Here is a 15,370-nt window from a genome sequence, read left to right as displayed (position 1 = left end):
AACTTGTTTGGCATTCAGCTAAAGAATATATAGCTCATAGACTATTTGAGTCAGCAGAACAACTAGAAGAGTTGTTAAATAAATTACTAAATGAAGGAGGACTTATTATTAAATGGGAACGAAAAATTAAAAACAAAGGTAATGCTGTTTATTAAATTTAGCTGCTACGCAGCTTAAGCGATCGCAGGGCATTGTCTCGTGGTGTGTGATCTGGGTGTTTTAAAGTGTGTTTAAATCAATATGACATTGTGCTGTTATAGCCGTTTTTCTTCCAGTCGAACATACCTCGCATTACGGAACGTAGTAATGTATCGATTGCGGCTGTTGTGGATGAATGCAGTTGCCCGTAACCGCAACCATTGCGGGCCAGAGAATTGAAAATCACCAATCAATACATCTCGGTTAACGTTGTGATGTAACCTTAACCTAAATGTATCGAGTCGCCTACAGCGATCGCTTTCGTCGCCGCTTCAGCTGAAACGCACCAGCGATCGCGTCCCCGTGCTTTCGCTTGATACAATGCCTTGTCAGCTGCCTTTAGCAGAGTAGCCGATGAGACATCAGGCATAGGAATTATACAAGCGATGCCCAAACTGAGAGTGACACACGGACTAACTGTGGACTTGGCATGAGCAATTCCTAAAGCCTTGACTTGCTCTCGGATTGTTTCTGCTATGTGTAGCGCACCAAAAATCTTAGTATTGGGCAAGATCGCCGCAAATTCTTCGCCGCCGTATCGTGCCACTAAATCTGTTGACCTCTTTACGGCTAGACGCAGGGCAGCGGCAACATTTTGTAGACACAAGTCTCCAGCCTGATGACCGTAAGTATCATTGTAAGGCTTAAAAAAGTCAATATCGCACAGGATCAGAGATAGGGGCAATTTTTCCCGTGCCATATGCCGCCACTGTTGATCGAGATATTCATCAAACCGTCGTCGGTTTGCCAATTGAGTCAGACCATCGAGGCTGGCAAGGCGCTCTAACTTTTGGTTCGCCGCCTCCAGCTGTTTGAAGAGAAAAGAAGTTTGCAACAGACGGCGCACGCGCTGGCGCAGTACAGGCCAGTGGATCGGTTTAGTGACGAAATCAGTGGCTCCTACCTCAAAAGCTCGGTCAAGGGACTGTTTGTCCTCAAGACCTGTAATCATCAATACAGGAGTGCGATCGCCTCCGGGGAGCGCTTGCAATTGTGTGCAGCAAGTGAAGCCATCCATCACTGGCATAATGGCATCCAGCAAGACAATATGCGGCGCGAGGCTTTGGAAAGCAGCTAAGCACTCCTCGCCATTCTCAGCCTCAACGACTTTGTATCCTTCTTTCTCCATTGCTCTTCGCAGCAGACAGCGGATAATTCTGTCATCGTCCACCACCAGGACAACCGATTTGACAACAGAAAGCTCGTTCATTCTTGATGCTGCGCTCGTTCTTCTTGCAATCCCGTTTTAACACGTTCATACTCAGCTTCTATCTGGGATATAAGCGCTAGTGCGGCTGGATTGAATTGACCATTTTTAGCGATCGCTTCTACTTGCTTACAAAGCTCAGATAGAGCGATCGCACCCAGCGTTGCACTGGTTGACTTCAGGGTGTGAGCCGCGTGTCCCAGCGCCAGTGTATCCAGGGCATCAGCGGAATTTCGCATTGATTGCAACAGTTTCGGGGCATCTTCCAGATAACTATCAATCACCTCCACCATAACGGATGCAGCATCGTCGCCAAACATATCAGACAGCGCTTGCAGTTTTGAATGGTCAATTGCTGGCTTGTCAATAAAAACCTCGGTTGCGGCGTCGGCGGCTTGCCTGGGAAGCGGTCTACAAAGCTCTAGTGCCTCAACCAGCGCCGATCTATGAATCGGCTTGCTAATATAATTATCCATCCCCGCATTTAAGCATTCATCGCGATCGCTCTGCATAGCATTCGCAGTCATCGCAATAATCCAGGGACGTTGTTCATAAGGCAATTCCTGACAAATGTGACGAGTTGCCATCAAGCCGTCCATCTCTGGCATCTGGACATCCATCAGAATGACATCATACGGCTGGCGTTGCACAGCTTGCAGCACTTCCAGACCGTTGCTAGCAATATCAGCTCGATACCCCAGACGTTGCAACATATGCAGTGCCACCTTCTGGTTCACAACATTGTCTTCCGCTAACAGAATTCGTAACGGCAACCGTTCGTGCATGGGATCAATTGGCACTTGTGAAGAGTGGGAATATGGTAAAGGCGGCAACTCGCCCAGGATACCGCTCAAAACATTGTAGAGCTGAGACTGTTTAATTGGTTTATTCAGGAAAGCCGCAAAATTGACTTCGCACTTCTCAATAGGCATATCTCCTTTGCTAATAGAAGTCAACATCACCAGGGGCAAATGCTTGCCTCTAGCCAGATTGCGAATTTCTGTTGCTAAACTCAGACCATCCATATGCGGCATTTGCATATCCAGAATGGCGATGTCGAACACTTCCCCACTGGCAAGCCAACGCAGTGCTTCTTCCCCAGAAGTAGCAGCACGAGGAATCATTCCCCACGAAGTCGCCTGCAATGTCAAAATTTGCCTGTTTGTAGCGTTGTCATCCACAATCAGCAGCTTTTTCTCAGCCATCATCTTGTGCGGATTTAGGTAATCAACAGGCGAGGGATTGGGAACAGATGGGGCCGCCAGGGTGAAATAAAAGGTAGAACCTACCGAATTGGGGATTGGGGATTGGGGATTGGGGATTGGGGATTGGGGATTGGGGATTGGGGATTGGGGATTGGGGATTGGGGATTGGGGATTGGGGATTGGGGATTGGGGATTGGGGATTGGGAATTGGGAATTGGGACTTCCTTCTCTTGTTCCCCAGCCCCCAGCCCCCAGTCCCCAGCCCCCAGCCCCCACCCCGCAGGCGAATTTCCGGCAATACTGATTTCTCCAGCAGCAGCTTTACTAACAACCCACATTTTACCGCCCATCAATTCGCTCAACCGATGACTGATGGCAAGACCAAGACCTGTTCCTCCATATTGGCGACTGGTAGAAGAATCAACCTGGCTGAAAGCTTTAAACAGCCGATCCATCCGTTCTTTGGGAATGCCAATGCCAGTATCTCTGACGGCGAATTGGATTTCATAAATAGGGGATTCGGAAGAATTGTCCCCAGTCCCCAATGCAGTAACTTCAACAACGACTTCCCCCGCTTGGGTGAATTTGACAGCGTTGCTGAGCAAATTTACTAAGATTTGGCGTAACCGAGTGACATCACCTGCGATCGCAATTGGCACAGAAGGGTCTATCAGGTACGCTAATTCCAGCTTTTTTTCTGCCGCTTTGTGCGCTAACAAGTCTAGGGATTCTTCTATACAGCAGCGCAAATTAAAAGGCTGTTCTTCCAGATCCAACTTGCCAGACTCGATTTTAGAAAAGTCGAGAATATCGTTAATGATACAAAGTAAAGCATCCCCACTGCTGCGAATGGTTTCGGAAAAGTCTCGCTGAGTAGGGGAAAGTTCCGTGTCAAGCAACAAACCAGTCATACCAATCACCGCGTTCATGGGGGTGCGGATTTCGTGGCTCATTGTCGCTAAGAATTCACCTTTGGCGCGGCTGGCGGCTTCCGCCTCTCGTTTTGCTTTTTCTAAGGCAAAATTTTGCGTGGTTAATTGTTCGCGTTGGCGCGTTTCTTGCTCTAAAAGTCGGGCTTGCGCCAAGGCGATGCCTACTTGATCTGCTACGGCTTCTAATAATTCGATTTCATCATCTGTCCACTGGCGGAAGTCGTCGCACTGATGTAAGCCTATGGCACCGTTTGGTTCTCCTTGATAGGAGGTGCGAATCGCCAACATGGATTTGAGGTTGATTTGTTGGCATATGGAAGATGCTGCGTCTAGCAAAGGATCGATGTAGACGTTTGAAGAGACAACGGCTTTATCTTGAGCCATCATCTTTTCAGCATGAGGATTGTCGATAATTGGCACTTCTATACCCAAAATCGATTCATACCCAGGCTCTAAATACTCAGCCATAAATGGAATTTTCGGTTCCGTGGGCGTGAGAACAAATGAGTGAATGACGCAACGATTGACCGCAAAGGCTTGACCGATTTGGGTAGCTGTGGTTTGGAAAATTTCCAGGGTGTCCAGCTTGGCGCGAATCTCTTGGGTAATGCTTTTGAGCAGCAAGGCTCTGGAAACTTGCCGATTCAGGGCGTTGTGAGCTTTTCGATGCTCAATTTGGCTGCCCACCCACTGCGCCATTAGTTTCAACAGCTCTTTGTCTACAGCTTTAAATTTTTGACTTCGCGCCTTGGCACTGGCGAAGCTGAGAGTGCCGTAAATCTCCCCGTCCACCATGACGCGGACTCCCATATAAGCTTCTATTTTTACTGCCTTGTAGGCAGAATGATTGCACCATTGGGAATCGCTCTTGGACTCAAAGCTAATTGGTTCGGTTGCTTGCAGCGCCGCGTGGCAATAGGTCTGCTCTAAATCTAAAATATCTCCTTTTTGCAGGCAATTGTCCTGTGTTTCGATTCCTCGAACTATCAAGCGTTTCTCGTCACCACCAAAAGCCACGCTTTCAAGTTCCGTTAAAATCCCAATTTCTAAACCAAATCGCCAGCATCCCATATTCAGAAGCTGTTCGATGCGTTGGTCAAAGTTGAGGTTTTGGGCAGCAGTTACTTCATAAAGTACCCGAATTGCTGCCTCGCTCTGTCGCAGTTCTTCCTTTGCAGCTTTTTGCTCGTTGATTATCTCGGTGAACATGATGATGCCACCAATTTCACCCCCAGTCTTACGCCAAGGATGTATTTCCCACCTCATCCAGCCTATTCTGCCGTCAGCACTCAGGAATACGTCTTCCTCGCACTTCTGGACTGAACCAGCAAGAGTGCGCTGATGAATTTTTTTCCAGCGGTCAGGAATTTCGGGGAATACGTCGTAGTGAGAGCGACCGATGATGTTTTGGTCGCCTAGATTGTAATCTATCAGCCATTGGCGACTGGTGATGATGTAACGCATATGGCAATCAAGCATGGCAACGGCTGCTGGTGTGTTGTTCACGAACAGGCGCACGAGTTCTTCCCGCTGACGCAGTGCTTCTTGTGCAAGCTTTGCGCTAGTGATGTCGCTGCCAATTCCCAGAAACCCGGTTACAGCACCTTGTTCATCGCGTAAAGCTGTCACTGATAGCAGCACTGGGAAGCGACTGTTGTCTTTACGAATGTAAGTCCATTCGCGCTCATCTAGCTCTCCCTGACGAGCGCAGGTCACAAATACTTCAAAACCCAGTTCAACAGTGACTCCCAGTTCTGGCGATAGTTCTGCGGCACGCTGCACTACTTCGTCTATGTCATGAAATATGGCAGGCGTGGTTTTCCCAATTACTTCTGAAGCTGGGTATCCCAAGCATCTCTCGGCGGCGGCATTAAAGGTGCAGATTGTGCCGTCTGGTGTGGTGGAAATGATTGTGTAGTTGGCGCTATCCAAAATTGCCCGTTGCAATCTGGTTGTCTCTTGTAGCTTCCGCTGTGCAAGTTTAGCGAGAGTGATGTCTATCGCTACACCCAATACTGCTGGAGTTTCTGAGCCAGCAGGGCTGAAGGGAATTTTAATAGATTGCATAATCCGCACATTGCCCTGGTGATCGGTGAGCGTTTCTTCGGGAATGATTTGGAGTTTTCCACTATTTATGACTTCCAAATCAGCTTCTAGGTACCGACGGGCATCTTCAGGTAATGGCACAAAATCAACTTCGTTTTTGTACAACATTTCCTCAACTGTTGTACCCAATACCTCTGCGATCGCTTTATTGGCCATAATGTAATTGCCATTCTGGTCTTTGGCGAAAATGCAATGAGGCACCAAGTCGATTACCTGACGCAACACGCGATCGCTTTCTTTGGCCTGCTCTAGGGCGTCGAAGCGATCGTTTATATCTCTGAGGGTGCCAGAGGTGCCGATAATTGTTCCATTAGCGATGGTCAAGCGGGCGTGAATTTCTATCCAACGGTAGCCGCCGTCTTTAGTTAAATATCTAATTTCATGGCGACAATAATCTTTTTTGCCTTCAATTAATAGTTGAAATTTCTCTATATTGTCTTGACAATCGTCGGGATGAATGTATTTGTAAAACTCAGTGCCGATACTTTCGGCAATAGAAAATCCAGTGATTTCTGTCCAGGCGGGATTGAGAAATGTCAATAATCCGGCTGCATCTGTCTGAAAAATTACTTCTTTAATATTGTCAATGACGGAGCGATAGTTTTTATTGCTTTTGTGCAGCATCTGCACAGCCCGCTTCCGCCTGCTATCTGAGCGTTCTAACTTAGCAATATTAACTCTAAGCTCCATCTGCGCGATCGCTTGCCGCCCCAAAGCTTGCAACCCCTGAATCTGCTCGTTTGTTAAATTTCGTGGAATCGTGTCTAGCGCACATAGGGTGCCAACAGGAAAGCCATCCGGTGTCACTAAGGGAACTCCCGCATAAAACTGGATACTGGGATCGGACACTACCAGCGGATTCCCGGCAAAACGTTCATCTTCTAAGGCATTGGGTACGATCAGCGGTTCATCGGGCAAGAGAATGGCATGGGCGCAGAATGCCACTTCCCTAGGTGTTTCGGTTGCTTCTATGCCGACTTTTGACTTGAACCATTGCCGGTTTGCATCCACAAGGCTGATTAAAGCAATGGGAGTGCCGCAGATATAAGAAGCCAGCGCCGTCAGGTCGTCGTAGGCAGCTTCGGCAGCAGTATCGAGAATTTGATAGCGATGTAGTGCCTGGAGCCTAGCCGCCTCATTGCTAGGACGGCTAGGTGCTGCCCAATTCTTAGGCGACGGTTGTGGCGCTTGAGGGGAAGAATCCTGCCTCTTGCCCCTAGACTTGACTTTTGAGCTTTTAAATAATGACAACTGATGCAGAAACTGCAAACAGTTGTTAGCCAAGTGTTGTAGGAGAGGATGGAGGACTTTCATAATAAAAGATCAACTAGAGCTGAAAGATCGCTGGGAAATTTTCCTTTGAGGTTCTTGCTGAAAGGCTACCCCAACACGGCGTACCTGTCTAACCTTACGGAAATGCGCCAGGAAAATCGATTTGATAATTTGATTGATTTTTGTGCAAAACCCAGTAGATACACCAGTCAAAATCGCCCCTACTCCATTTAAGACCTCTTCCCTAGGAAGAGGTCTTACAATCTATGATTCCCACACAGGGGGGTTAAATTTCATTCACGTCGATCAGCTCTTTATTTCTGCTGTCAAACTTCCTCAGACAGGATTGAGTTCTGCTTAGGCTCAATTGTGAGATTGGGTAAGCCTTCGAGTTTCTCTTTTTGTTGGGCTTCTTCCACTTGAGGCACCAGGAGGGTTAAGCCGCCGGGAACGCACTCAATGTCAACGGGAGTTGTGCCAATGATTTCCCCATCCAGAACGACTTTCTGGGGGGGATCGGTTCGTACTTGAATTCGTCTAGCGCGTAGATAACCGATGTCTTCTCTCTCGGCGGCATTACCACTTAAGGCGGTTTGGAGTAAGTGATAGGAAGCTGCGATCGCTCCCGCCCTGTTTACTGGTGCTACTACTGTTAAATCTAGCAACCCATCATCCACAATTAGACCAGCTGGCCCTTGCGCCAAAACTGATGTGGGTGGTGCGGCGTTGGCAACTGTCACCGCCGCCGCAGCAAGTTTAATGATTTTGTCTTCTGTCTCAATCTCAACTTCAAACCTGTCAAAATCCCGTAGCTGTTGGAATCCGGCCAAGATATAAGCTAATATACCAAGGCGATTTTTAGTTTCCCTATCTGCCCGTTCCACCATTTCCGCCTCGAAACCAATCCCAGCTAGTAAAACCATTGGTTTGCCGTTACAGTAGGCGGCATCTACTACCCTGGTTGTCCCTCCCAAAATCGTTTCGCAGGCGGCATCTATGGTGTCGGGAATTCCCATTGCAGAGGCAAAGGCGTTAGCAGTACCCCGCGAAATGATACCCAGCGGAATATTGGTTCCCACTAAGGCTCCGGCGGTGGCTGAGAGGGTGCCGTCACCGCCGGAAGCAATGATGCTACTAGCACCTCGTTCAATGGCTTCTTTTGCTAGTCGAGTCGCATCAATGTCTGGTGTCGTCAGATATATATCCAGGTCAATTTCTGGATCTAAAAGCGCTCGGATTTGTGCCAAATCTCGGTCAGGGTCGCTTTGACCTGCAACTGGATTAAAGATGAGACAGGCAGAACGGTTCATAATCTTAGTTTTTAGTTCTTAGTTATTAGCCATTAGTCATTAGTTATTAGTTGTTAGTCATCAGCCCTTAGTCATTATTTATTAAGGGGATGGGCAGTTCTTGATTTACTATAGGGCTGCTGCCCCGCCTGCTGTCATCAAACAGGCGGGACGCAGATATTCAATTTGTTAGTCATCAGTTATTGACAACTGACAACTGACTAATCACATCCCTGTCCCAGGCGACGCATATTGAGAACATCGCTGATTTGGCGAATTTGGGTAAAGCAGCGCTCAAGTTGGTCGCAGCCGCGAACATCGATGCACAGGTCGATTACCGCTGGTCGTCCTTCAGATGTTTTCACTGTTGCACCGCGTACATTAATCTGGTCATCGCTCAAACGCGACAGGATATCGTTAAATATTCCCACGCGGTCAAGCACTTCTATTTGAATGTTGACAGAATATGTTTCGGGACGACCTGCTGCTGTGTTTATGGGGTTCCAGCTGACGGGGACTACGCGATCGCCCGCTACGTTAACCACATTGTTGCACCCTTGTCGATGAATGGAAATGCCGCGATCGCGTGTAACTACACCGATAATCGCTTCACCAGGTAGGGGCGCGCAGCACCCAGCGCGGTGATAAAGTAATCCTTCCACACCAGCAATCGGGGATTTATTGGTATTAGTAGGAACAGAGCGTGCCGGTGTCGGCATTTGTACAGATGCGAGATCCCGCATTTCTACCGGGGTAGCCAATTGCGGCTGAGTTGCTTTGACGGCTTCGCGGATGCGATTTACCACCAAACTCAGGGTGACTTCGCCGTAACCTAATGCAGCAAGTAAATCATCGACGCTGTGGTAGTTACATCGCTCAGCTACTGCTTGCATTGGTGTAGATTTCAGCAATGCTTCAAAGCCACTTTTACCCATTTCTTTTTCTAGCAGTTCCCGACCGCGGGCGATGTTTTCGTCGCGATGCGATCGCTTATACCATTGCCGAATCCGGTTTTTTGCCCCGGTTGTCATCACAAACTTCAGCCAATCCAAACTAGGACGGCTGTTTTTCTGGGTGATAATCTCCACAATATCCCCATTCTTCAGCGGCGTGTCTAGCGTCACCATCCGCCCATTTACCCGCGCCCCAGTGCAGCGATTTCCAACTTCTGTGTGAATTCGGTAAGCAAAATCAACCGGAGTGCTGCCCCCAGTCAAAGGGACTACATCGCCTTGGGGTGTAAACACATAAACATCGTCGTCAAATAAATTGTCTTTAACGTTTTCCAGGTATTCCTGGGCATCTTTCAGGTCGCTTTGCCATTCCAGTAACTGTCGCAACCAGGTGAACTTCTCATCTACCGCCGTCATCTTCGTCCGGCTAGAACTCCCCGTTTCCTTATATTTCCAGTGGGCTGCAATCCCATACTCTGCCACATGGTGCATTTCCAAAGTACGGATTTGCACCTCTAGGGGACGACCTGTTATTCCCACAACAACCGTATGCAGTGACTGGTAGCGGTTCGGCTTGGGTAAACCAATGTAGTCTTTAAAGCGACCGGGAATCGGTCGAAAGGCATCGTGAATTACTGCCAAAGCCCGATAGCATTCTTCATTCGTCTCGACAATTAGGCGAATCGCTGCTAAGTCGTAAATTTCATGAAATTCTTTCTGCTGCCGCCGCATCTTCTGGTAAATCCCATATAAATGCTTGGGTCGTCCGCTGATATCAAAGTAGTTGATTCCAGAGGAGGCGAGTCCCTGACGCAGAATTTCTACCACGTTTGCCAATCTGATTTCTCTGTCTACCCGTTTCTCCGCCACTAAATCTTGCATTTGGCGGTAAGCTTCGGGTTCGAGATACTTGAAAGTTAAATCTTCCAGTTCCCACTTAAAGCGCCCGATACCGAGGCGATTTGCCAGGGGTGCAAAGATTTCTCGCGTTTCTAAGGCAATTCGCCGCCGTTTATGATCCGGTAGGTGTTCTAGCGTCCGCATATTGTGCAGTCGGTCTGCTAGTTTGACTACAATTACCCGAATGTCCTGGGCCATTGCTAGGAACATTCGGCGGAAGTTCTCGGCTTGGCGTTCTGTCTTGCTGGAGAAGGTTTCGGAAAATTTAGAAAGCTTGGTAACACCTTCTACCAGATGACTCACTTCTGCACCAAAGCGCTGTTCTATTTCTTCGATTGTGATTTCTGTATCTTCGACTACATCGTGCAGAAAGCCGGCAGCAATCATAGCACTGCCGCCGCCAAGGTCGCGCAAAAGTCCGGCAACGGCCACGGGGTGGCAGATGTAGGCTTCTCCAGATTTGCGAGTCTGTCCTTCATGCAGGGCATTAGCAAATTCAAATGCGCGACAAATCAAATCTGCATCGGCTAATGTAGGAGAGGGTTTGCCACCCGCACCTTCGGAGGTTGCCAATGAGGTGTTTTTTTGACTGTCGTTCTGCCCGGAGAGCAAACATTCCTGTAGCCAGTCAGGAATAACACAGCTAATGGTAGTAGGAGTCTGAGTTTTGGTGTTCATACTGTCAAGCATCATAAAGAGTAAAAATAGCCAGTCAGTAGCGGATGGGTGGCAAAAATGCTAGGGGCTGCGTTGAAAAGTCCCTAGTATATTGGAATTTTGGATTTTTATTCAGCAAGGCTCGATGGTAAGAATATTGTCAGAACAAGAGAGATGCTATGGGAAAGCCGGACGAAGCGATCGCATTTTGTAACCACTTCTACGCTTTTTGCTTATTGCTCTTGCGCCGATATCAAACTTGCTTGAAGGTCACAAGCCTACACCAGTTACCTGATGTTCACCCCTCGCCTTTCAGGAATAGACAAAATTCTTTACATTGATTCTAGCGGAACTAAGTGACAATGTTGCCCCAATCTTACCGCCAAGGCTATGAGAAATTTGCAATAGCTTTAGAGCTGCTGCTGCAAGCAGTGACGGCTGATAATCAAGAGCCAGGACTGGTAAATGAGAGATTTCAAGCATTAAAACAAGTTTATGCCCAAAATGTCGCCATTTTCCGCGGCGATGAGTTAACGTCTGAAACGTTTCCTCGGTGGCAGTCTTTCCAGACAGAAATAGTGCGATCGCAACGACTTCTAGAGATGGATGCGATGTTTTTGCAGGCTTCTGGCAACTGGGCAACTGTCCTTAAGAGGAAAAATGCGATGAGCGATCGCATCTCTACTCTGATAAGCTACTGCGAAGCACTTCTGCAAGCAAAAAGCGAATAGCTGCCCTGATCCCCAACCCCTTATCCCCGTGTGGGAGAAGCAGAGTGGTTTCATACAACCCTTAGAAAATATCGAGGCATTGCGACATTTTGTAGGGGATTGGCAATCAAAAAGCCCCTACCGGAGCAAGAATTAAGATAGACAATTTGGCAGTTTTTTTTCAATGGGAGAGGGATAGCTGCCTTGTGGAAGTGCAAGATGTCACCACAAACCAGTAAATTAATAAAAAAATTGAACTGGGAGGGGAAAAGAACTGGTGAACTGTCCCAAATGTAAGAATGTACAACTACTCGACGGTACGCTGGAGGGAAATTTACCTGTAAAGCAGTGCCACGAATGCAAGGGAACGTGGATTCCGTCTGTAGAATATGAGGCATGGCAAAGTCAGCAATCGCAAGTGAGACCCGTAGATCCGGAATTGCTCTGGCAAACGCTAGATGTGAATTTTGTGCAGTCTCCCTACGATATGAAAGCGGCGCTGTGTCCGGAGTGCAGTCGCTATCTTTCCCGTGCCAAGGTGAATCTGAAGACAGCGTTTTATCTGGAACGCTGTTTAAATTGTTCCGGGATTTGGTGCGACAAGGGTGAGTGGGATGTGCTATCTAAACTAGGGCTGCATACTACAATTGAGCAGCTATTTTCCAGCGAATGGCAAACGCGGGTGCGGGAACGGCAGCAGGTTGATAAAGAACGCGAAGCTACAATCGAAAAACTAGGCCCGGACTTGGCATCGCGGATCTTTGAACTAGCTGAAGCTCTAGCAAAACATCCTAACGGAGATTTTGGTGTAGCCTATCTAATGCGGCAAGTAGGAGTTAGTAAATAATGGGAATTGGGGATTAGGGATTAGGGATTGGGAACCCTTGAAGATTTTTCACCCAGTCCCCAGTCCCCAGCCCCCAGTCCCCAGCACCCAATCCCCAGTCCCCAATGAGTGAATCCCTGTTTTGTGTAGAAAATTTGCGAGTTGCCTATCCCAGCCGCCGATCTGATTCGATGCCTAGTTGGGCTGTGGACGATGTTTCTTTCACCCTGGAACCAGGAGAAAGACTCGGTTTGGTGGGAGAATCGGGTTGCGGTAAATCAACGCTGGGACGAGCTGCAATGCGCTTGTTACCAGCCTCGACGCGGATTGAGGGACGGGTGACGTTTGCTGGACAGTCGGTTTTTGATCTAACTCCACCTCAGTTGCGGCGGTTTCGAGGGGAAGCGGTGGCGCTGATATTTCAAGATCCGATGACGCGCCTTGATCCCCTAATGACGATTGGGAAACACTGTGTAGAAACTCTCAAAGCGCATCAACCGCAACTGTCGCAGCGACAGGCGAAGGAAAAGGCGCTGTCTACTTTAGAGGCGGTGAAGATACCAGCCAGCCGATGGTCGCAGTATCCCCATGAGTTTAGCGGCGGAATGCGGCAACGGGTAGCGATCGCTCTGGCTTTGCTCCTCAATCCTAAGTTAATTGTGGCAGACGAACCCACGACCAGCTTAGATGTCACCGTAGCAGCGCAGATTTTACAGGAACTGACGCGCCTGTGCAACGAGCGGGAAATGGCGTTATTGCTGATTTCTCACGATTTGGCAATGGTGGGCGAATATTGCGATCGCATTGCCGTAATGTATGGTGGCAAAATGGTAGAAACTGGTGCCGCCAAGTCTATTTTTAGCAGACCACAACATGAATATACGCGATCGCTCCTAGCCGCAGCTCTTCACCTCAGGACAAAAGAGGGGGATAGTGGGACGGTAGGAGACTTGGGAGAAAAAGCCTTATCCCCCCAATCCCCAGTCCCTCTTCCCCAGTCCCAAGTCCCCATTTTGCAACTTACAGATTTACAGCAGCACTACACTTTAGAAAGCAATTTTTTTACCCAGATGTTTTCTAAGGAAGTCCCGGTTATCAAAGCGGTGGATGGGATCAACTTAGCGCTTTATCCTGGGGAAATTCTCGGCTTGGTCGGGGAATCTGGATGCGGTAAAAGTACCTTGTCCCGGACTATTTTGCAGCTAATCCGCCCTACTGGGGGAAAAGTTGAGTTTTTGGGGAAAAATTTAACCCAGATGTCTCAAGAGAGTGTAAGGGCAACGCGGCGGGAAATGCAAATGGTGTTTCAAGACCCTCATGCTTGCTTGAATCCGTTGATGACGGTGGGGCAAAGTATTGCCGATCCCCTGTTTATCCACAAGTTGGCTACCCCTGATGAGGCGAAAGCGCAGGTGATGCAGATGCTTGAGAGGGTGGGGTTGACTCCTACATCTGAGTATTATCAGCGTTATCCATCGGATTTGTCTGGCGGACAGCAGCAACGGGTAGCGATCGCTCGTGCTTTGATTACCCGCCCGAAACTGCTAATTTGTGATGAGCCTGTGAGTATGCTCGATGCCAGCGTTCAGTCGCAGGTGCTTTCCTTAATGTTGGAGTTAAAGCGCGACTTCGATCTCACGTATTTATTTATCACTCACGACCTCTCAGTAGCAAGATTTTTGTGCGATCGCATCGCCGTTATGAATAGCGGTTGCATTGTCGAACTTGGTTCCACCGAAGACATTTTTACTAACCCCCAGCACCCCTATACTCAGACCTTACTGCAAGCCGCTCCTTTGTTGGTATCCCAGCAAATCTAAAAAGTTATGAACTTTGGTAAAAACTCAAAGTTATGCCCGTGTCTATGAACGAAATTTTGTGCTAAAATTTTCCAGAAGACTTAAATTCGGCTGTATGTTTGTTATTTCTATTGACAGGCGTTTCTCCGGATTAACTTTCTACACATCTGATTCTGGAGATATCCAATGTCTATCTATGTAGGCAACTTATCCTACCAAGTTACGCAAGAAGACCTCAGCAACGTATTTGCTGAGTACGGCACTGTTAAACGGGTTCAGCTACCAACCGACCGTGAAACTGGTCGGATGCGTGGTTTTGGTTTTGTAGAAATGTCAACCGAAGCTGAAGAGAACGCTGCTATTGAGGCTCTTGATGGAGCTGAGTGGATGGGACGGGATCTGAAAGTAAACAAAGCCAAGCCCCGCGAGGATAATAAAGGTGGTGGCGGTGGTGGTGGTCGTTCTGGCGGCGGTGGCTGGGGCGGCAACAGCAGAGGCGGCGGCGGCGGCGGCGGCGGCGGCGGCTACAGACGCTAATAAAGCTATTCCGCTAAGGCAATCAACTTACTCATAATTGCTGGATATTAAAGCTTATTGCTCCTTACTATCCAGCAATTAAGCCAATTTTAGGAGAAGACAGGATGACCCAAGTAGTTGTAGGCGAAAATGAAAACATTGAGTCAGCCCTGCGCCGATTTAAGCGTCAAGTCTCTAAAGCTGGAATTTTTCCAGATATAAAACGCCAGCGTCACTTTGAGACTCCCCTGGAAAAACGCAAGCGCAAAGCGATCGCCAGAAGACGTAAAAAGCATTTTCGTTATTAAGTCTTAAAAAAGACTCTCATGCAAAAGGCAAAGAATTCTTTGCCTTTTGTCTTTTTTAATGGGGATTTTCCTGCACAAATCCATATAGCTATAACAATCCTATTTGAGCTATGAAAGCTACCTTTTAAACCTTCCGCCTAGGCGCGACCGGAGGAGGAAAGGGGGAGTTTATATAACAACAATTCAAGGGTTAGGTGCGATACATCTATAGGGACATGGCATTGCCATGTCCCTACCAAGGTGGACTTGATGTTAGCTAGTAGAGTGGTAACGAAACCCAACTTTTTGTGCTAGTTTTCCCACCCTCAAAAGAGGTTAAGCTGCGTAGCAGCTAAATTTAATAAACAGCATTACCTTTGTTTTTAATTTTTCGTTCCCATTTAATAATAAGTCCTCCTTCATTTAGTAATTTATTTAACAACTCTTCTAGTTGTTCTGCTGACTCAAATAGTCTATGAGCTATATATTCTTTAGCTGAATGCCAAACAAGTT

The 15,370-nt window shown here is 47.9% G+C and carries 10 protein-coding genes and 2 pseudogenes; 6 read left to right on the top strand and 6 right to left on the bottom strand.

Annotation, left to right across the window (positions count from 1 at the left end):
• Positions 1-155 (top strand): annotated as a pseudogene (locus H6F63_RS28605) (IS630 family transposase); the annotation flags it as partial.
• 266 nt (positions 156-421) lie between these two features.
• On the opposite strand, the gene H6F63_RS28600 reads toward H6F63_RS28605, so the two are convergent.
• The 5 genes from H6F63_RS28600 to H6F63_RS28575 form a co-directional block, all read right to left on the bottom strand.
• On the bottom strand, positions 422-1,408 hold the full coding sequence (locus H6F63_RS28600) for a PleD family two-component system response regulator (RefSeq protein WP_190640646.1): 987 nt from the start codon (positions 1,406-1,408) through the stop codon (positions 422-424).
• On the bottom strand, positions 1,405-2,610 hold the full coding sequence (locus H6F63_RS29610) for a response regulator (RefSeq protein ID WP_242020226.1): 1,206 nt from the start codon (positions 2,608-2,610) through the stop codon (positions 1,405-1,407). Before H6F63_RS29610 ends, H6F63_RS28600 begins: the two co-directional genes overlap by 4 nt.
• A gap of 80 nt (positions 2,611-2,690) precedes the next feature.
• Positions 2,691-6,962 carry a PAS domain S-box protein gene (locus H6F63_RS30280; protein ID WP_242020224.1) on the bottom strand — a complete coding sequence of 1,424 codons (4,272 nt, stop codon included), beginning with the start codon at positions 6,960-6,962 and terminating at the stop codon, positions 2,691-2,693.
• 284 nt (positions 6,963-7,246) lie between these two features.
• Positions 7,247-8,230: a YegS/Rv2252/BmrU family lipid kinase gene (locus tag H6F63_RS28580; RefSeq protein ID WP_190422622.1), complete on the bottom strand. Its 984-nt coding sequence runs from the start codon at positions 8,228-8,230 to the stop codon at positions 7,247-7,249.
• Between the two features lie 200 nt (positions 8,231-8,430).
• A complete protein-coding gene (locus tag H6F63_RS28575) occupies positions 8,431-10,740 on the bottom strand; it encodes a bifunctional (p)ppGpp synthetase/guanosine-3',5'-bis(diphosphate) 3'-pyrophosphohydrolase (RefSeq protein ID WP_190640645.1) in 2,310 nt (769 codons plus the stop codon).
• Positions 10,741-11,081: 341 nt separating this feature from the next.
• Here H6F63_RS28575 and patD point away from each other — a divergent pair, with 341 nt between their 5' ends.
• From patD to rpsU, 5 genes are all read left to right on the top strand, one after another.
• The gene (patD, locus tag H6F63_RS28570; protein ID WP_190640644.1) at positions 11,082-11,450 is read left to right on the top strand and encodes a heterocyst frequency control protein PatD; all 369 of its coding nucleotides are present in this window, start codon (positions 11,082-11,084) and stop codon (positions 11,448-11,450) included.
• Between the two features lie 256 nt (positions 11,451-11,706).
• The gene (locus H6F63_RS28565) at positions 11,707-12,276 is read left to right on the top strand and encodes a zf-TFIIB domain-containing protein (RefSeq protein ID WP_190447888.1); all 570 of its coding nucleotides are present in this window, start codon (positions 11,707-11,709) and stop codon (positions 12,274-12,276) included.
• Between the two features lie 104 nt (positions 12,277-12,380).
• The gene (locus tag H6F63_RS28560; RefSeq protein WP_190640643.1) at positions 12,381-14,075 is read left to right on the top strand and encodes an ABC transporter ATP-binding protein; all 1,695 of its coding nucleotides are present in this window, start codon (positions 12,381-12,383) and stop codon (positions 14,073-14,075) included.
• A gap of 165 nt (positions 14,076-14,240) precedes the next feature.
• Positions 14,241-14,591, top strand: a complete 351-nt coding sequence (locus H6F63_RS28555) for an RNA-binding protein (RefSeq protein ID WP_190422633.1) — start codon at positions 14,241-14,243, stop codon at positions 14,589-14,591.
• Positions 14,592-14,695: 104 nt separating this feature from the next.
• The gene (gene rpsU, locus H6F63_RS28550; protein WP_190422635.1) at positions 14,696-14,878 is read left to right on the top strand and encodes a 30S ribosomal protein S21; all 183 of its coding nucleotides are present in this window, start codon (positions 14,696-14,698) and stop codon (positions 14,876-14,878) included.
• A gap of 337 nt (positions 14,879-15,215) precedes the next feature.
• Here rpsU and H6F63_RS28545 read toward each other — a convergent pair.
• Positions 15,216-15,370: pseudogene (locus H6F63_RS28545) on the bottom strand (IS630 family transposase); the annotation flags it as partial.

This window comes from Trichocoleus sp. FACHB-40 (assembly GCF_014695915.1).
GTDB classification, from domain to species: Bacteria; Cyanobacteriota; Cyanobacteriia; order Cyanobacteriales; family FACHB-T130; genus Funiculus; species Funiculus sociatus.
Note: the sequence above shows the minus strand (reverse complement) of the source record. Positions and strands in the feature narration are given on the sequence as shown.

Bases quoted from the DNA above. Each gene is read 5' to 3' on its own strand.
- patD (WP_190640644.1), top strand. From the start codon at position 11,082: ATGTTGCCCCAATCTTACCGCCAAGGCTATGAGAAATTTGCAATAGCT.
- H6F63_RS28600 (WP_190640646.1), bottom strand. From the start codon at position 1,408: ATGAACGAGCTTTCTGTTGTCAAATCGGTTGTCCTGGTGGTGGACGAT.
- H6F63_RS29610 (WP_242020226.1), bottom strand. From the start codon at position 2,610: ATGGCTGAGAAAAAGCTGCTGATTGTGGATGACAACGCTACAAACAGG.
- rpsU (WP_190422635.1), top strand. From the start codon at position 14,696: ATGACCCAAGTAGTTGTAGGCGAAAATGAAAACATTGAGTCAGCCCTG.
- H6F63_RS28560 (WP_190640643.1), top strand. From the start codon at position 12,381: ATGAGTGAATCCCTGTTTTGTGTAGAAAATTTGCGAGTTGCCTATCCC.
- H6F63_RS30280 (WP_242020224.1), bottom strand. From the start codon at position 6,962: ATGAAAGTCCTCCATCCTCTCCTACAACACTTGGCTAACAACTGTTTG.
- H6F63_RS28555 (WP_190422633.1), top strand. From the start codon at position 14,241: ATGTCTATCTATGTAGGCAACTTATCCTACCAAGTTACGCAAGAAGAC.
- H6F63_RS28580 (WP_190422622.1), bottom strand. From the start codon at position 8,230: ATGAACCGTTCTGCCTGTCTCATCTTTAATCCAGTTGCAGGTCAAAGC.
- H6F63_RS28575 (WP_190640645.1), bottom strand. From the start codon at position 10,740: ATGAACACCAAAACTCAGACTCCTACTACCATTAGCTGTGTTATTCCT.